Below are 22,386 nucleotides of genomic sequence, written 5' to 3' on the forward strand. Positions count from 1 at the left end.
TGTTAGCACAGATTACATAAATTATTCCGAAATGACCGTAAAAACTTTTATTCCACGCGGAGTAGTTATTTATTTTGATTAAACCCGAATAGTCCTAGTGGGTTGAGCCCATCAACTGCCATTTATAGTCATTCATTAAACTCGTATTTACAACTTTTGTCAACACCGGCTAGAACGTACAGGTAATTTGCTTGTTACCTCTATTAAGGGACCGGTAAAAGCAGCGTAACATTATTTAGTAGTTAAAATTTGCGCCCAAGTGGTTTCTTTAGACGCGGTGGAACCCTAAGATTAAGTTGTTAAAATGCGTATTACCTCGGATATCTCCGACATCGCTGTGATGGTATCGCTCTAAGATAAAGACTTAATGGAAGAAATGAAACATGTATAACGTTATTCCGAAATTTTAGAACGTCTAGTTATTCACCGTACGGTAACAGAAATCGTATAAGTTTTTCTTATCACTGTTGAGGGCGGACCCAAAGTAACTAAGGATTGTAGGAACTTTTTTCATCACGTGGTTTTAGTCTTTGTTAACGTGCATTTCCTTAAGGTCTCTGGGACGAATCCCATTTATTAAGATGCCCTATAGGCGCACCTAATTTGCTATTAACTTCGCTAAACGTAGCAAATAGTTATGGACTTAACTGGAGCGGACCGTAACGGTTTGGCCTTTATAGGGGAAATTATAGGTACTGGTCTGTTCCTTGGGGTCGGTTTCTGTTAACGAGTCTTTCGTGAACGTACCAAAACCAAAAGGGTGATGGACATCGAGGTCGTTAATTAGGTACCGCTAATTTACTAAACTCATGCTCTAATTGCCCCCATAGAAAATTATTAAATAGAACTTGTTCTTATGGAGGGTAAACATTCCTACGCTATGAAAATCCACAAACTATTCCTCACGACTCTAGCAGTATGTATTTTTGTAGGAACAACGTCAAAGTATACTTAATTAATATACGTAATTAAATCTAATAACAACCTAGGTCCTCGTTAGAAGTAAATCCCCCGTTTACTTGTGTTAATTTTACGTGCCATTTACTCAAAATCCTATTCGAAAATTATTGAAGGGGACATATAGATATAAAATACAATCTATAAAGTAAAAGATAACAATTTAATTGAAATATCTAGCGTAGTAATTAACGGAGACAGTAGTCGGGTGTACAAAAACAAAATAATAGGTTAAGACTTATCCGCCCTAGGTTCCTTTCAAGATATTAAACCACTCATGGTAAGTGGAAACGAAATCGTTCAGGTAATGACCTTCTCGGAAGTTGTTGGTTACTGAGATTAAGGAGGTTAAAACGCCGCTAAAGACGAAGGTAGACCTAAGGAAACCGGGATTAATGAAAGTTTCATGGCCGAGGTTCCGAAAAGTTGTATAGGAGTAGCTGACATTTGTATAAACGCCTAAAGTAATAAGATGGAGGATATATCCATACGAATTACACAATTTAGTTTTAAATACGCTTCAAGAAATATTGAACCCAGGAAGACGCAAACGCCCTTACAAACAAAAAGGGTCGGGCATAACAAGATTATGAACTCCATGACGTCATCAGTTGACAAGATTATGGTGACTTAATAACGATTGTGGAGCTCGTTTTAATAGCTTACGAGCATGACTTTAATCTGGTTATTAGCGGACGTACCTAAGAAAACATAGAAGACAAAAACTTGGAGCAAGTCGCTACTGAAACTACTCAAGGGGCGGCCGTATCTAGCTCCGACTTATCGTTAACCTCGCTTTTTCTAATGTGCTAACGAGTAGTGTTTAGCGAAATAAACAGGAGCGATACTGGAGAAAATAAAGGACGGGGGCTTAATGGTGTTTAAGACTTACTCGTTGTAGGAGAAATAATTAAAAAGAATTACGCTATCTACTCACTTTTTTTCCTCTAAAAACACACTATAGACGTTTTGGGACAAATGCACGTTTTGGGTGAAGTTTGTCAAGTAGTAGCAATTAGCATAGATTCAGTAGTGACTCGTAGAAAAGACCAACTTGTGCATGAAACCCGCAAACGGGAAAAAAACGTTTGTAAAGATGATGTTTTAGTGACGGTCGTTTGTTTAGTTTTACAAAGAGCAATAGATCGACCCAAGGATTACTGAATTTGGTCTATCTCGAGCTTACATAAAACACGACATCTACGAGGAACCCCCAAAAAAGTCATAGAGCTTGCATTGGCCCTGAAACGGATGGATTATACTCGGTTAAAAAAACTAGACGTAGCTGTTATAGTCTTCATAGTAACTAGTATCAAACGTTACGGCAGTACAGAAGGACATTAACAAATATGAACATACGTAGTATACGTTCTTTTTCTCATGGTCGAGGTCGACTCGGCTAATTAAACGGTCTTACAGCTGAATAATCAGGTTTGTATTAATAGAGGCGTTATTAGGTAAAAATTACTACGAAACATAATAATATCTAGTGGTACCTTAAATTAAAACGTAACGCACGACAACTGCTATTGACTAATGACACAATTTCTATGATTTATTTCATGTGAGACACAACTTAACCGTAATTTACCTCAACCTTAATACGCACGTTTCAATCGTTTCTATTATTCAGGAGTTCTTATATGCTTCTTACCTAGACGTACCTCGGCCATACGATACAAAGTCTACTCTTTATTTAGAGGTTTTAATAACTGATTTCTACTTCCCCGAGTACGTCTTTTTTGTTAAAGTAATGCGGGACTTAGGTATCTCGGGCTATTTTACGCGAGTAACCTACTAAGTAGATTTCCGCTATGGAAACTTAATTACAAACGCTGGTTTGGGCCCGATGGCGAAGGAATGTACGGCTAGTCGGTAAGACGATAACGAAATTTTTTGTCATTCCTACCAAGAAAAAGATATATACCTGCGGTTTCAGGCACCCTAAAGAGTGTCACCAACGCTTTACCTCATTGTAAAGTATGGGTTTTTCTATTACTTTTTTTTATGAATTCATTCCCTATATTGAAACAACCGATAGGTTGTCCTCAAAGAAAATCGGTCGTTCTTTAATTATTTAAAGAACTAAGACGTCTAGTTGAGTAATTAGTTGTTGTCTACACGTTGTACATAGCGAGGTTAACGATGAGAATGAGTTGATGTCGTAATTCGAAACGATAACTTCGCAATAACCTTGCAGGAGTAAAACTACGGTTTAGATAGTCAGCGTAGTAGCTACAAAATCTTCTTGTAGGGAACGTTCTAGTAAAAAGATAACCGCAAGCCTTATTAGGCCAACAACAACTATTCGAGTGTAGCCAAGAAAGACGCCAAGTTTTCTTTTGCCGAAGAAATGTTCGAGGAAGTGTTCGGCTGTTCGTTAACGTACTATTCCGACTAGAAAATATATGCTTTGAATTTTTATCGTCAGTCCTACTCTCGTTTAACTGCTACCCAATTATCCATTCAAGTAATAATAAAAACTATCTCAAAATTAGGAAATTTGGACTCGCTTACATCCTATCCTTTGCTACGGCTTGCGGCCTATCGATGTATATTTCTACTGAAAAACTAAAACCGTTTAGCAAATAACGTAGTTAGATTTATTAGAATAAGATCCAAAAGACTCGTGGCTATTATAAGGTTATGATTCCTATTTTAATTAATATCTTTGCGCAGTTGAATGCATGACAAGCTATTCGTTGAGACTTATTACATACTTGAAAAGGACAAAAATAATCAACAAAAGGGCTCTAATTGAGGAGGTTCCGGAGAAGTCCTCGTTGAGCACAAGGAAATAGGGTTGATTACATGTAACCTATTTCGTTATTTCGGGGCCGTTAATTAAGCAGATCGAAATCAAAAGCTCACGCAGCTCCGCATGAGTAGTACAGACAACAATTAGGGGTCGGACGTATTTTCCCGTTAGGTATTGTACATTGCCGAAATGGAGATTCTTCGCGAAGTTTAGGTCGGTTCCTCCAGTACTGTACATGAAGTAGCTACATAAAATTATCTACAAGATAGCTATGTAGTAGTTCTATAAGCAGTGTTATAACTACGCAAAATACGAGTAGTTAAGGAAAACGAGCGTCTGGGCGTTGTTACAGACCTACCCCAAATATATAATAGGTACGCAGTCCTAAGAAACGTGCATGCCGAGCTTCGTTAAGATATAAACAAAATTATTGAGGTCAAGGTTTACGTTAACTTCGTAGACAAAGTTGAACCGGACCTTGGTCTTACTATGCAAAAAGTAATCGTCCACCAAAGGTACGAACAGGGAAATCTAATATAAAACAATGGGGTACACGCTGATATGCAACTACTTTTCTTCGACGCGCAAGGTTATTACCGAGACACTTGCACCTCATAACATTTTATAAAAGATTTAGTCTCCAAAACCAAGGTAATATTATCTAAGGAACCCATAGTTATTGGGTGCTATTTCCCGCACAGTCTCGCCGTGGATCCGGTTGGCTCGCATCTTTCGGTAGAAGGTCAGCTCGTTGACTTTGTAGGGGAGCATCGAATCCACCTCAACCCGCGCTGGGGGTTTCGTTTTCCTGCGAGGGTCCAAATTACCTCGCACAAGAGGCTTGTTTCGCCTGCCATACTCGACGATCTTTAGCAGCTTATTAACCAGAAAAGGTTATACCGTACGCGGTTCGTATTTAGTAACTTACTCACTCTAAAACGGACGACGATACCTACAGGAACCCTGGGCATCTTTATCGTTTTCGCCTTGTTAATAATCCATATCTCCCATGCTACAAGACCAAGCGTTATCTAACATATTCTACAAGACTTTAGTTTTTTACGAAGGAGGTCGAACCACGAAATATCAGTCAATTAGCAAAAAAAACACGAACAGAATTGGACGACAGACCAACACGTATTAAGCATTACTACAAATAGGTAACGTGTCATAGATCCCCCAGTTGTATGAGCCCTTATAACAGCGGTTAGAGATGATCTCGTCCACAACACGACCGTTATTGGCCTTGTGGCCGTAAATTTCGAAGTTAGTTACCATTCGGTATAGGAAGTTGTTTACTTCCTTTATTCTCGCGAACTCGTACAACGTTCGTTCTGCTATTGAGGAGTAGCCTTGTAGCTAAGGTAAGTTTCTGTTTCGGTGCGTCAAAACTCGTTGCTAGCTCGTATGCTCATTATACGAGTGTGAGGGTAGGAGAGGCAGGTTATTATTAGTCAAACCCACGGAATGATGGGTCAACAAATTAATTCAAAACGGTATGTATTTCATTGTATTATACTAAAAATGCCCCAAGTTAGCATGGTTAGTGTTGTTTTATCCCACTTAGGTAGCAAGCTCTTATGTTTGCACTAACACCGTTTAGGTGAGGTTCACCGCGCTACGTATGCCGTCCGTTAAAAAAAAGGTCCCTCTCGCGTTTGAATTTATTTCGTAATATACATAGAAATCTCAAATGTTATTACGGAAAGGGGTTCCAGTCACGTACTTAGTAAGCAGCTCATACAAAAAGGAAAAGTGGACGCGCCGTTATGAGTCCTACCGAATAACCTTAATTTAGTACTTACTTTTTTTATCCGCAGTTAGCATAAGAAAATTAGAGAAGCCGTATTGCCCAAGCAAGATTTAGCGATACAGGATTTTCTTCATTTTACGGTAGTACAAAAAAGAGTTCTCTTACTACTTAACGTTGAGCTCATTATTTCCGTATGTCCGATTATGCTGAATTTAACGGTCGATTGTTGCTTACCTTTTCTATAAAACTAACAACAAGTCTATTTTAGGTTTCAGCGGGTTTTATTATTTATTGAGGTGCTCGTCTTAGGACTATTACAAAATTTATCCGGTCGTAGTGGGCTAGTTAAGGTCAACCAAAATCAACAACTTCGACAGAAGCTTAATTTGCTCATTGCAGTTATATTTCGCTTATTCTGTACACAAAATTGGTATGATCTATTAAGGTCGAACGTTTACCACTTACCTTTATTGTGGATTACCTAGTTAATTCCGATTTCTTTATTCTCTAACGAATTACTCCTTTAACGAACACGAAACTAACGTTACTGTAGGTTACGGTTAACTCGTTACACTAGGTAACCACGACGAGACATAGGACGTTAATTACCGTAAATATAGTACTTGCTTATAGTTCTCCTTCTAAGGCGCTACGTTATAAATACTAATCCAAAGCAATTCAAATAAGGTCTCATACTCAATCCAAGTCCAGTACAAAATCAACAATAATGAACTCAAAAAAGACATATAATGCACGAACATAATCCCTTTTGGTTTATACATATTCTTGTCAACATTGAGATAAAAAGTTCCATTCTTGTATAATAATGAAGTTCCTGGTCATCCTGGAAAAAAACGAGTAAACCGGCGTTCGAACTTTCGAGTTCCTCGGGCTCATATATTTTAATTAAAGTTACGACCACTAACGAAAAAAAAGAACAAACCTCGTCACTGGATATCCGTTTCATAGCTTCTTACCGGAAATACCGACCTTCTAAAAAATGTTGCAAAACTATAGCTATAATAAAAAGTTATACCTCTAACAGCGGGATAAGTAGCATAGCGCTGTCTTTAGCGACGTGCTGTGCCCTATCTTCATCGTCAAAAACTTCTCCCAATATAATCTGGATTAAAACAATGAAACCTCATATACCCCCACTTACGTTTGAGAGTACGCTAATGGGTAAAAGTAGGTTGACTCCTCGTTATGGTTCTCAAAGTTATAGTCCTTGTTGTTTATCCTGCGCGTATAACCGTCTACCAGACCATACCGAAGACGATAAAATGACATCCCCCCTATCCTTTCAAAGAAAAATTTTTATTACAAGTGGTATCTGGTGAATGTTAAAATCTCCGCCCCCACACCGACGCAAGACGCACCTCTTTCATAACCATATTTACCGCTCTTCGCCTATAACTTGTTGTCAATAACCCCCATAATGCATTCGCGATAAAAAATCAAGGCAACGTTCACAAAAGACTAATGGTCCATTGGCGAGTGAGCCCCAAGTTTCTTCAACTTGTTAAATATCTCGAATAGTAGCTAAGAAAACGGGTCCCTAGTTACTTGCTATGGAAAGAGCATAAATTTGTAGTAGGATACCTGTCTCCTATACATTTAATGTGGCTACATTAGTCCGCAAACCGTTAATTTCGTGTTTATTTTCTTGCTCACTACATGTAAGTACTAGTCGTGAATGGAAGTAATGAGCTCTTACGTGAACCTCAGCATCAATAATTATCAAGTCAACCGTAAAGACGCAATGTGGTATTACATGGATGGAAACACACACCACTAACAAAAATGTTATAAGGTCCCGAATGGATAGTTCCATGTGAACTACTAAAAACCTATAGTCGTAGCGTATGCCGACACCTAGCGCTAAATATGTTTTTTAAAGAATTAAAATATTAATGGTTTTGGGTTAATTTACCGTCGAAAATATTTTTCAAATTTTTCCTCTGTAGTAAACGACCTAACTAACAAGTTTTTATATTACGTAAAAAAAATTTTCAACTATTATTCGTCTCGATCAAACCGAACGTAAATTAACCGGACAGTAACAATAAAAATCGGTTCCTGTCATCTTACAGGGTTAATATTAAATTTGTCAAAAATAGACCTTAGCTCGGATTGATTTTCCTCAATCAAACTTCGTTAAATTAGCTAATAATAGACAGTTACGTAATGGGACCTTTAGTAGATAAGTTTCGCGAAGAGAAAAAAATTGGTTTTATTTATTCAATAAGCATGAGTGTCAGTAATAAGGATGCAATAACCGATAGAAAATAAAACCGAAGGAACGAAGTCTACACATACACAGACTCAGCGCAAAATAACACGCGTCTCGTCCCGTTGGAGGTCATTTAAGACCAAATAGACGAAATAACCGAAGATGAGGAGAAAGGTTCCGTCTTCTACGACTAATATCATAAGTACTAATATATAACAGAGCACTACGCAACAGACTTGACTTGTTTGCTGAATTAAACTTTTGAGAAATATCGCTGCCTTTATAACTAAACAAAGTAGCAAAACGTAATGAGCCTAACCTAAGGTCAAAACTTAGTGAAATAGCAATAATATTTTTAGCTTAGGTATAACAGTAACTAAGAAGGAGAAGGTAAAGCTGGAACGTTCACGCACGAAAATGACGGTTCCTACGTATAGTTTAGTTAGTTTTAAACGACCTTAACCGGCTTGTTAAATAATTAGCCAAATTATAAGTTAGTTCTTTTCTAATACAACTAAAACGTTTTCGTCTCCACCTAAACCGCTAAGTTTTTCGATTTCTTCGGTCAGAACGAAACAGCCTGATAGCTCCAAACTTTCCACAAAAACTAGGATTAGCACTCAGACGCTACTCCGAAGTCGTACATAGTTTCTACCTCCGGCTTAACTAACGTCGTTTTCCAGTTAATCGCGTTTAAGTCTCAAACCGTGGCGTATTGGGGGTATAAAGAAGCGACGCGTTTTTATAAGTTTGCGATGCCAAGAGTTAGTTATGACTTTTTTCGTTCCAATGACCTTTAGACTGAAGCGAATGCTTATTTAACGCTGCTATACTTGCTAACCAAAATCTATTTTTTAAACGGATATTTGTCGAACATAAACGAAATAGGTGTAATTTTTTTCGCGTTTAGCTTCGTGTTGCGTTCGTTAATATAAATCTCTACTAACGAGTAGGATTACTCGGACTATTAAGTAAACTTGGAATAGCATAGTCCTTATAAAAAAGCCATAAGTAGAACCCGGAATAATGAACCCCTCAATATAGGGAAGACTAACGTTTACAATTTCTCGTAGACCTTATTTAAATTAACAATCCTAATACTCACATACGTAACGTCATAACTATTTATATTCTAATTTGGTAGAATGAACCGCAATCAACAAGAGAGTTATTAGAGAAGCCCAACATGGTACTACAGCTCACCCGGATCACGTTCTCATCAGTTCGTTCGTCGACTTGGTCATTTATCGCTACAAGTCAACGAACTATATTGGGGCCTGTAACGCGTAGTTAATCGTTATTTGTTATTTTCAATAAATAAAAGACTACGTAAATTTGTCTTAGCGAGTTTAGCGATATCACACCCCGGACCTCTACACGACCTAAAAAGTTAGACCCTTTAGGGGGGACGTTGTAACAAATGATGAGGATGTTAACAACCAGAAAGACCCTTCTGTAGTTTAGGATACTTGAGTAACGGTAGTGTTCACTAAAGAGTCCTCCCCTGTTAGTCAAAAGGAAAACGGCCGTTCTAAGTACAACGGCCCGAATTACATGTTGTTTAAGTCCTATTTTATTCTGCTCGTAATGTTCCGTTCCGTTTATTTGGGGTTCACAATCAAGCAGAGCGATTTTTATGATGGAGCCGCCACTGATAACATCCCCTCCAACAAAGCTCAAACGCGAACGGTAATTGAGGGTCATTTCTCGCTAACGACCTACGTAATCGACGGCGTTTTCCACATTTTGGGGGTCACTTATTTTGGTACTAAGTTCATTGGGCCCCTGTCTTTCATATGAGGAATGGTGACCTATAATAGTAAGCACTAGGGTTTGTTTTATAACATAACGTCCGACCGCTACATTAATGGCGGAATAAAGTTAGATTTTCGAAATGACATAACCCACGTTGACCCTTTTCACTTCTTTAATTAAAACTTCGAGTTCCTTAATTAAATCGAGTTCGAAATCCTGCTAGCCCGCCAGAAGTCCTAGTGGCTCGCCTGTAATCACCCCACAAGCAAAAAGCAAAACTTGTCCGAAGTCGCTAAGTAACCGGTGCTTTTGGACCTAAATAGTGAGGCCTACCTTTTCATGGCCAATAAATATCCGACCTAAATTTTTTAGGTGCATCAAAAAAACACCGAGTTTCAAAGGGCTAATTCCTAGTACTATAAGAAATACATAGGTTACGAGGCCAACGCCTTGACGTTTTTAAGGAACCTCATAATCGCTGTCGATGTCGTGGTGACTTAGGTAAAAATATACGTTGGTGGTATCGCCGAAGAATTTTCTCGTCGGCAAATTTGAACTCGACTTTAAGAAACCTAAGGTCCTCTGCTCGAGCATTAGCGAGTTTACTTGGTATACTAAAAAAGTAAAAAAAGTCGAGTAAGCCAAGTCCTAGCGCTCGTTCTTACTCCAATTTACGTTCTCATTATAGGAGAAGGACCCCGCATTATCTTGCTTCGCACAGACTTTTGTGTAGCTTGAATAGCACTTTATTAACTAAAAATTTAAGGAGCCTTCTTTTATTCGTAAAAGAATTAAAAAGATGCCACAGTGTCCGGCTAACAACTTTAACCTAGCGTTTAAGTAAAAGCCCGAGCGCAGGCTCATATTTTGCTATTCGTCGTTACTGTACGAGAGACCAACCCCGTAACTAAGCACAACTAACTATTTTTAGCATACGTAGTAAATAAAATAGCTTCCTTATCTCAGCCGGAAACGACTCCTGTCGACGACTAAGTGTTACACAAAAATATATTCAACCTAGTACTCTGTGTTAATGTTCGCGTGCCAGAAAAGAAAAAAGTTTATTAAGAAGTATTGTGAAAAACACTTTAGCCAGTAGCGGATGTCGTTAGTGAAGTAGTTAATTCTTTGTTAGTTTGAGGTGCCGGTAACTTTACCGCTTTGAGTTTGCGCGAGCGTAAGGTCTACTTATCCTAAATTACCCGAGTACTTTTATCTATGGGTCGAGCCGTTTTAGTAAATGTTTAAGCTAAAACAGCTAGTACTCAACAAAGAATTATGGTATTTAAGACGTATATTTTGCTTCTGTTAGCTCAGGACAAACTAACAGAACTTTACGTAGTGGTTTTCGCTCTCCGGTACTTTGTGAGTATGGGGCCACATAAAAAGGACTTGAACCGACAAGCCGCGGTGATTACTCTGCTTAGTTCCAGCTGAAGGGTCTTGGTAACGCAGGATTTTAGGGATAAAAAACTGGAACCAGTTACCAATTTAATTAGAATAGTTCTTGCCATGCATGCGGAACCGCTTATCCTATTTGGAACGACTCTAATACCTATACTTAGTAAGACTTGGATACGCAGATGAGCGCAGAAAATGGTACCGTTCTGAGTTATCTGAATTCTGGTTCGTTTTTCTTCTGTCTATAACTTAACTTATTACTCATACTTGGCACCAAGGTTTTTTAGGAAGTGCGTGATTAAGTTGCGGTACTTAGTAGCCGTTGGTATTTTGTTAAAGGACACGAAAAACCCCGTCGGTCAGCTGGTACTTACGACGTGGTCTGTAACCTTTTTCATTCATGCGATGCCATACGGTATTAGCAAGTTGGCAAAGTTTCACAAGCGATTAGCGTGGTTAGTAGTTACGGTCCCGTTGTCGTTTGGTGTATTCATTATTGGTTGGCTTATTTTAACAATTTTATAATAGGCCCTTTAGGTAATTGGGGTACGACTATTTACGATACCTATTTTAGTTTTTCCTGTAGCAGTGCGATGATTAAAGTTCCCAATACGCACGATTTTTGTTCACGTCGTGAAATTACATTGCCACTACGTTGTTTGACGCTAAACTTGCATGGCGGTACCACGTAGCTCAATGACATAAAGCGGTGTGTTCTTGGCTACTTATAGGCCACTCGCGCTTCCGGCATTACCCATTTGACCTCGGCACTCACTCGGAGCAATTACAGGTATTTCATCAATGGGGGTTCCACTTATTGTAGCCGAGATGCTACTAGGTATCTTTCGGATATAACACAGCCGGTATCGCTTAATTCTAAAGAGCGTATTCGTCGCGCGGATAATGGGCTCGAACATAAAACTCATTCCTCAGGAAAAGGTCGCTGTATTTTTTAGGATAAATAAATTACCGCAAAAGATTTACTATTTATCTCTTTTAGCTTAACCCTATCTCAGAAATAGAAACTCGATCTTGTTAACAATAAATATTAACTTTTTCATATTAACTAAGTGTTTTTGTCCTGTTCTGAATATGGAAATTCGGGGTAACTTTGCCGAATATGCATATTCACCTTCTCCAGTTAAATTGACGAACCGTAACTTAATTCCTAAAAATACTCGAAGCACAGAAAGCGTGTTTTAAAACTTCTGCAGTACAACACCGCTCGTGATTTCGTACACGTCTTGCCTAAAATATAACTATAACCACGAGTCGTAGGTCAGTATCTAAGACAATCATTTCGCAAAATGCTATTCCCTACCGTACCATAAGTGTAACTTGGACAAGGACTTAAACAGCGCGAAAACGCTTTACGCGCTGGGCTGCTTTGTCAAAACGTCTAGCGTAATAGACTGGTATTACCTAATGAACTGAAAGTATAATAAGGGCCTTGTCCGAATTCATGTCGATAGCTGACCTATCGTCTCAGAGTGAAGTTACTTAATCCTAAAGTGAGAGTCTTTCACGTCCACGGATGTGAGTGTAACGTTAGTCGATACTCATGAAATCAACTCTTACTACAAGTAACCTACTTTTAACTACAACTCCCTAAACTTTTTGTTCAAGACTCGCCAACCCTAATATGCTCGAATGCAGGGACCTATTATCATTAACTTCGCTGTCAAGGGGTAAGTAGATTTTATTTAAAACGGGTAACCCTCGGCAACGAATAACGTCGGCTGATGGATAAACGAATAAAACTACCTGAGTTGGCAAAAATACAACGGTTTCTTGTGGGACTTGAGTACCTACGAAAATAATCAGGCGGATTATAGAAACTAGTTACCGTCGAGTGACTCTTAAGTAGCGAAACAGTACTTAACCACAGACGAATATTTCATTTTTAATTATGAAACAACCTCGTTTGTTGTTTGCTTGAATTAAAGCGTTTCCTTATAGTCCGTGTTGATGTTTTGGTATGAGTTTCAAATGTCGTCCTTTTCCTACGAAATCAGGTCCTCTATCCTTATGTTTTTCTTATGGACCGGGTGGTAGTTCATAAGCAAGTTTTAAACGTTTTGCTTAATTTATCGCAATTAGTTTTTAATCCAAGAAATTTGCTTCTCGAATAGCGTTGTTTTCTTGTAGTATCCCTTCTTGTTCATGCACGAGTCTTAAATGTTTCACTTCATTTATCCCGGTTGGTTTTTAATCCACGGGACTCACTACCCGAGTATCGGCTTTTTCTTATAGCATCTTTTCTCGTTCGTGTATGAGTTTTGAATGTTTTACTTAATTTATCGCGGTTGGTTTTTAATCGAAGAAATTCACTACTCGAATAACTCCTTTTTCTTGTCGCATCTTTTCTTGTTCGTGTATAAGTTTTTAATGTTTTACTTAATTTATCACGGTTGGTTTTTAATCTGAGGAATTTACTACTCGAATAACTCCTTTTTCTTGCAGCATCTTTTCTTGTCTTTGTATAAGTCTGAAGCGTCGTTTTAGTATACCGAGTACAAAGTTGTTTTTTAGGTTGGGTGTAGTTTAGCGAAAACATAGCAGTTCCTCTCCTAAAATAAATGGTACGAATAGAAATACCTAACTTATCTCTTGGACTAGGCCTTCCTTACGTCATAAAAGAACTTGTTGAACAACGTCCTGCGCTATTTTATAACTATAATTCTCTAAATTATTTGAGAGGACTTCCTGCTTCATTTTTTTGAGCTCAGTTCCCTAAGTTATTCCGAACCAAGAAAATATTTTCTGCTTTAACCGGACACTAACCTGGTATAAAGTCTTGTCAAATACTTTTCGTTTTATCATTTTAGTCCGTTGTCTATAACAAGGGTTTGTTATGCTCATTTCACCTCAAACTTAATCTAGTAAATAGCCTTGTACTCGCAGTACAAAAAATAGTTAAATTTTTTACGGAACTGCAACCACGAACGATTTTTATTCGCAGTTTTCTAATTGAAACGGTTTAGTAAACTTGGTCTACAATTATTTCCTAACGTGATACAATCTTTTATGGAGGACAACCTTTTGCCTCAACTGTCTTTTAGTTTAAATAAACCCCATATGTAAACTTCTAAATTTTGCTGAACTTTTTATAGTCTATGTTAGTCTTCTCCTTTTTCCTAAAATATGTCTGATAAAACCGTAATTTTGGCTAAATAGAAAAAAAAGATAATTATTATGTGTGGTACTGGTTAGATAACCATCTGAGGGAAAAGGAACGCTATGTGAAGTACGACTCCGAGAACTCATATAACCGTGGTAGTTCCGTCATCTTAGACGATCTTTAGCTAAGCATACGTAGCTTAACCCACGTCCGATACCAGGAACCAACCATAAACGGCGTTTTTAACGCGTTGTTTTACCTTATTTACTGTAATGAGAATAGCCACATCTCCGTCTATTTCTTGCGGAACGCGACTACTCTCGGGTAAAATAATTTTTACCCGAAGGATAGAGGCTTGTACTACTTTAATTTTAACTTTTGGTCTAGTGATGTGAAACGTAAATACCACCTCAATGACTTTCATTACCCGGAAATAAAATACCTCGATCACCTTAACCACTAACCCCGCCCCGACAGAGCTTACTAAGGAGACGTTACCTAATAGCACCTATACTCGAGCGGTTCTCAGCCCAAGGTAGAATATGTTATCTTCTGTATAATTTACTAAACTTGGTTCAACTAATACAGGTATACCTATAAGTTCCACCACTTAAATTTAGTGATTTTGTAAGTTAACTTAGTTATTTATTTTTTCAAGCAAAATACGAATATCGTTGGGTATCAGCTTTTTAGCTTCCCCTCGATGACCTCGAAAAGTAGGTTTTATTCACCTGAAATGAAGTACTTTTTGGCACATTTAAACTAAAGTTAGGTTTTGAAAGATTAGATTGCCCGTACTGTTGGAACCTACCCTAAGTCCAGACCAAGTTGCGTTTAAATATTCTTATATCACTGTAAAATTTAACTCGTTTGGTTAGACATGAGCTCAAAAGATTAAATAAAAATTTAATTTTTAGGTAAACCTAACGTAACTTCCTCAACAATATACGCATAACAGAACCTAGAAGTTCCGCGAGTTTGTGGGTTATGAGCAAAAGCACCATAACCGGCAATACATGAAAGGGAGCGGAACCGCTAACGGTCTTTAGCACCTCTCGTGCTTTAAAAATAACGAGAATTACCCGTCAAAGGTCTTTCATAACTTGGCTATGCTCGACGTAAACTACCTTATAACGGTGTCCTCGTATAAGCACACACCATGTCACGTTTACTTTTACTAACCAGAGTAGTTTGTCGACTCGACTATGTGCTTCGTAAAGAACGAGTAGATTTTGGGCTATAGCAGGAATAGCCGTCAAAAAAGCTTCCTAGTTTACCGCCACCACAGCGGTGCTCATAGCCGTCTGATTCGTTTTAGTATGGGCATCGACAGCACTACGTACTAAATTAAGGAGACCACATACGTCTAGTAATGGATGTGCTAAGTTTTTGTTTTTTCACCATGAAATTTTTTGAACTCAGAAACCCTGTTCGACTGAATGACGATAGATTAAGTCTCGTGAGTTCTGTCCTTCGCAATTTGATAAATTCAAAAGGACTTCTGTTTTAACAATTATAAAGAAGGCGACACCTACTAATAAAATTTGGGTATTTCCATTTATTACGTCTCTCAAATTCCTTTGCTATACCTAATTGGGCAGGTAAACAAAATATATGACCGCCTTAACTAAAGGCGTTCTTGTAACTACCTAATTAAGCGCGAATACGCTTTAATGGTGAGCTACAAGCATTAGTCGTAGTTAACCACTAACACACAAGATATTGTGCATGGCTTTTCTTTTCGGAAGAAAGCAACCGCCGGAGTGCACCAAACCGCCGAGTCCTTAATTATGAAGGGCCTAAATATGGGTTGCAGCTAGACGACCCAAACATATTAAATACGTTTCAAAAACATAAAGGAAGAAACGTACTCCCTAAACCAAACGGTCAAGAACTCCGTTACAGCACACCAGTTCGACAGTAACCTAGCTTATTCTCGTCATAGGGCCTTCACTAACCGGCCCTCCTATTAGATAAACTAGGAGCGCTACTATTCAGTTATTGTTTTTACGAGAAGTTCCATAATTACCTGCTATTAAAAGCCGAACTTGACTTCGCGAAGAGTGAACTCGTCCGATTTAATAAAAGGACCCTATAGTCACGAGCATTCCGTTATTTACGAAACCACCGAACCCTATCACTTGCTTTCTTTGTTCCTTCTTGGAGTGATTCATGCTCGTTTGCTGAGTTCGACCGAATACAAAGAGGTGACGGAGGTCTTGTATCACCCTATTCAATAATATCACGCCTTGAAAATGGAAGCGACTCAGCCAAAATACTTTAGCTCCAACAACATCGTGTTCTACTGCAAACACTAAGTACCTAATGACGGTTAGTAGGCCAAGCAAGCTAATTTACCAAAGTTTTGTTACCCCCGTTAATAATGCTAGCCCAATAAATAGTAAAACCGTTAAGACAAAAGGTAGTCGTATACAAACTCAATACGTTTGTTTATGGACCGCAATAACACAATGTACTAAAAAAGGAGAGGCCGTAATGACTGGTATACCGAAAAGTACCATTTAGTTTTTTAAATAAGTTAAATCTCAATATAATAAGCGTACCTATATTTCCTACGGACCTATTATGCTTCCGCGTACTACTTCGTAACAGATTTATAGGTACATTAAACGCTTAAGATGTGCTACGTTTTCCGCAATAACAGGTAAGTCTCATAAGCGCCATAAATCGATTAGTAAAAATACCCCGTTTACGTCGTTTTCTAACCAAACAACAGGGCGAAAATTCTTTTGTTCGACTCAGGTACTTGTTCGAACTACGATCTTTTGTCAATCCTGATTTAGGACTACGTAAATAGCACACATCGAAACCTTATAACCCAGGATTATTTCGATTGGTATCCAATAATCTCCGAACCAACCGAAGACTTGAACGTGCGCTATGTGTAACGTTTGATTAGAAGCATCCTTTTTTACTAGGATTTTCATAAATACCCCTTGTCAACAATTGGTGCTAATTACGGCCAAGCCCTTTTTTATAGTGATAATGACCTACCACACTACTCGGTTGTATAGCTACAATAAATCGCCGTCGTCTATGTCGTCATGTTGACTCCTTTTTAAGAGCACCTCTTTGTAGTCGGCGACACAACCTAACATACTTAATACCAGAAGGATGATAATAGTTACGTGTACCTTCAGAATCCCTCAACGGTCTATTAACACACACCTTCAATGGTCTTCTAAAATGACTAGTGGTTAACTTTCTTAGCGAGCTTGAAGATACCTTGCTATTTTTAGCAGCCGATCTTGATCCGCTGAACCGTGTTGTCGTATATTCTAGAGTCGTGCGAGGAATACTAACACGCGTCTTTATAATAGTAAGGTAACTTTTTTAAATACTATATCGAAGTCGACTATAAAAAAGTAATCCATTCAGTCATCGAGTTGAGTTCAGAATAAGAGGTTTATGGCTGCTAAATTATTCCAATCGGTCTCTACACCGAGTTAGATAAGGGTTTAGTTAAGGATAGGCTGTTAAAAAATAACTATATAGGTACGAGTAACAACTCCTACACTTTAGTCCCTAAGTTGCTCACTGCGCTTCATAAAATTTTTCTAATAACCTCAGTGGTGGTAGTCCAATATCTCATCTTGGGCAAATACGAAGACTCGCAGTATGGATGGCCATACGAGCATTTAAGTGCGAATTAAATAATAGAACAAGACGACTCCCAAAACTTCTGTGGGGGTAACTACGTAAACGGCCTCTATAAAAAAATCCAAACCTAAATACAGGCTCATAACATGGATCTGTACTTCTTATAAACGACTTAGAAGCAGCGTTCCCTCAAAGATAAATAAAACAATAAGTACTAAATGACGGGTATAATTACGGCGTTTACAAATGAGGACTTTGCCTCTTTTCCGTGGTAAGGACCTACTTTTGTTAAAGTTACAAACTACCACCTAATACACATAGAGTTCGTCACCGACTATTACAAAAACTGATAAATTTCCCGAAATTTTGTCTCGTGAGAGCAGGGAAGTTTTAACCAATAAAAGTGGTACCCCGGCTATAACTTTTAAGAAATGGTTGAGTACCCTAGTTAGCACTACTCCTCGCCTAAGAAGTTGTTAACTTTGCTCTAGGATGGAAATAATACCAACCTTGACAACTTGGTGCTTTTCCAGTATTTGTCCACGATTTGCGTAAACTTAATAACACCAGTGTTCCCGTAGCCTAATTAAACCAATAATATCCTTTCTCCCCTACCTTACATCTTTTTGATCAGGTTTTTAACGTTTGTGTGGGCGTTAATAAATTTTTAAATAAGACCGGTCTTGTCCAATCACTACTCATAAATCTTGTCGAAATGCGGAGAAGGAGGACGAACGACCGACGCTCGCTTCCACTCCCCAAACCAAACGGAGATTAACTTCGTCGTTTCATATTTGAAGGGCAGTATCGTTCCCTATAATTCCAAAAAGCACTTCATCGACCGTTAGTACGATGGATAAAATTAAGGTTATTAGGGAGACCAGAACGTCTCCACTAAACACAAACCGAACTTCCGAAATTTCTTTTATTTGTGTAGAATAGATTGCTATACGGGACCGAATGCACCCTTGTCTCATGGGCTGTCGACGAACTACATGAGAAGTTTTTATTCACCATATGGGTTAACTGTAGTTTAGTTTTATTCGAGCTAACCTCAGTTAAAAATCGTCACTTACTTCTAGAGAATCTCGTCCTCCTCGTTACGTTGATTGATTTAGGGGATTTTAACGTTACTAGTGGCCCTATTGTCCAGTCCTACCACGCATGGAGCGACTTAATAATAATCTTTTTTTTATGCACCAGATACCACGAATAGCGGCGAGATCACGCTGATTAAAAACCGCTTAATTTCTCAATCCATAGCTATTTGTAGGCTTAAATGTAAACCAACTTAAACTAAATTGACTAAACTCAAGTTAATAGCCACATGAATTCTTTTCGGTCCGCTGTCTTCAAATATTGAACCGTCGTGTCTCGAAGCAGTGAAGAAGAAAACTTGTTGGCTACTACTGAAGAAGTTAATGTCGTGAACCACGAAATTTATAAAATCTTCGTTAAGCATAACACTTAGGCTACTAAGCAAAAATGGTCCGTTCATGAAGCCTCTACAAACCTTTTCACGTTTGACACGGCGTTTGACTTAATTGCGGGAAAATAGGAGCATCAGGAATGCCCCAACGATTTAATATGCGGGTAACCTACTGACAATTGATAGCACTTTCAATGTTAGACAAACGCACATCACCGTAGGACAAATTAGTGCTTAGAGGGGACGCTCCGTCACTTAAATAATGCTCTTTTTATTGGTTGCCATAACGTTTTTAGTCTAACACGGACGAGCTACAGAACCTTTATCCTTTGGACCTACGCTTTGCTCTAACCCCGAAACGGTCTCTTATACATCTTCCGTACACCGCATACAACGTTCGTCTTCTTGGACTATGAATACATAACCGTTGAGTCGCTTGACTTTCACAAGCTCTAAAGCATTTAGACCGACGTGTTCGTCGCCTAAAACTAGAACAAACCCTCCCTTCACCGAGATTACTTTATCGACAACTAGTTGCGTGACCTTTTTGATATCACGTTCACTTAGGAGTTAAGATAGCCGGTCGTCTTCATCTAAACGACTAACCACTACGGAGGTTTCGTTTTTTTACGAACCCTACCCTCGGATTTTATTGAAATCTTGTAAATACAGTTTACTACAAGCTTCGCCTAGAACTTGCTTTATTCGCACCCCATCGAGATATTACTTCTTCCAATAATAATGGCCGCGAAGTCCCAAATGGCCAATAATAGAAAGAGACCTTGACTACGCACGTCCTTACTTGCATTAGCCAGAAACGGTTGCGGACGGCGAGGTAGGATAGGGCGTTCACTCAATAAAGAGTACGCTAGAAAATTTATTTCTCCTCGAGCTGTTCTAGTAATTTCTTTATCTCGGACTTCACCAACAAGTAAACCGCCGTTAAAGAAAATATCCTGTCTTATTACGCCTTTGTTACATGGCCTGTTTATAGTAGCCATGGGCCTTAAATAATCTTAGAAATAGGGTTGATAGTTTTACAGGCGTATTGTAAGAGAACCGGTCATCGCCCTTATAAATACCTTTATGCCTAGCACTCAAGTAACTACTTTGGCATGGACGGCGTGGTCAGTTACTAATAAGGCACTCGTTTAATAGATACCTTGTGTACCGTTCTGAGACCTACTCGCTCGAAGGCTAATGGTAACACGCAGGTAAATTAATATGCCCCCACCTTGTCAGTAGAGATAAAGACCACGGTTTTAATCATTGCGTAATAAGTGTTGCACGGCTAAAAAACCTTAATCCGTTAAATTTGTAGCACGCCCTAAAGAGACTGCATGCACTACAGCATGCGCGTATAGCTGCCGAGTAACTTCACCCACCACAACGGTTACTTCAACAATTATAAACATGCCCCTTTCCCATAAGAAACGTCGTCGAAGAGAGGTACGACTCGTTTAATTGCCCCGTATGGGGCCTTTAAGCTTAATTAGGAAGTAAACAAGCGTCAGTACTTTATTTCTTAAATCAACCTACATTTGTTTTTGAGCTCGTTTAATATCCAGGAAAAAGAGTGAAAAGAAATCTTCTATGAAATTTAACCTACAATTTACGAATTGAAAATTCAACTTTTAGGTAAGTGTAGCGAGTAAAATTACGAATTAAATTTATGTAATTTTCCATATTATAAAAGAGATTAACTCATTAAAACTTCAACTAACCCTTAATAATACGTAAATAACAGTGCTCTTCTCAAACATCGATATCCATGTCTCCGATAAAATTTATGATCTTTTTTTTATTGCTAGCCCTTAGTTTTTTCACCTATACATTTTATAGTAGCACTTTAATTTCTTTTATTGATGTAAAGATTTTTACAGGCTCGGGTAGAATAAAGGAGGTGCCTTCTCCTCATATACAAAGCTGTACTAGACTAACTTGTACAACCAAACCCATTAACAGTACTCGAACGTCTAATAGAAAATCATCTCCAACCATTTCTTTAATGAGCATTTCCACGTTTTCGTGCTTAAGCCTAACAATCGAGCCAGTTTATACTAGTACAAATAAATCTTTAATACTAAGCCAATTTTCCCCTTTTTCTAATAAGAGAAACCCTCCAACTACGAACCCTGGGTGCTTAGTAACTATAATCATGAGCTGGACTACCAAGTTAATTTTTAGTACTCAGAGATGAGATACCTATAAGTCGCTTGTGCGTTTTAAGGCATATATGTCTAGTCTAATTGATGTTAGCGGCTATGTGAAAAAAATTGCGTTATGGTTTCGGACGCGAACCGTCAGGCGGGCTACCTTCACGCTGTGGCCTCGCTCTCTATAACCTATTCGTAAGATTTCACATGCTACTAATGTGAAATCTTCTTAGTTACCTTTGTCCTTACAAACTGTGTAGACCCCTGTAAGTAATGAATGTTTTTCAAAGTTCAACCGTCGTTGATTATATTTCAGTCAAACTCTCAAGGATACCAAAGTCTTAAAATTTACTAGACAGTAGTGAAAAAATTTCTCCTATCGCTCGAAGTAGACCTCCTTTATTTCCACTTCGAACCAAAACTGAAATTTTTAAGCCATGGGTCTCAACCGATAGTGAGGTATCATTTGACGTCGAGTAGTAGAAGTAGTACGACAACTTGAAGTAAAACACAAAATCGAAGACAAAGCTTTAGTACAAAGCGAAATCCGTAATTTGATAGTCGTAAAAGAAGATCTTCGAACTATAAAAAAACATTTTAGACAACCACGCTCGAATTACAAAAGACTAGTAACAAGAATGATAAGAAGAGGAGTTAAACAAGTAAATCAGAATATAACCAACTAAGATCTTCTGATTGAAGTCGATAATTTCGTAATGCTCTTAGTATGAGTCGTGTAAACGAGAAGCGACGTAGCTAGCTAAAAAACGCATATTTGTTATTCTTTTTTGAAAATTCATTTGGTCCAAAACATAGACGATATTTTGCCCGGGTTGGAGGTCCAAGGAGACTACCATCTAATGGATAGTAATAAGAGAAACGTCAGTAGACAACGAGTAATTTAAATTGAAGACTCAGGTTGCAAAGCTCAACAAGATCGTAGAACAAATAAACTAGCTCGAGAAATAGCTACAACCCTTCAGGATAAAATTTAAATACTTATTCTCGTTAATTCAGTAGTAGCCATTCGCGAAGATTTTATCTAAGTATCATTAATAATAACCACTATTAAGCTCGAAAAAAATCAACAAGTTTTCGCAGTATCGTCTACTCCGATTATAGAAGTAGTAGATTAAAATCCTAGAGTAATTATCGCAAAAGTTAAAGAACCGGTCGTAATTAACGTGAAACCAGTAAACCCA

The organism is Legionella qingyii (genome assembly GCF_003184185.1).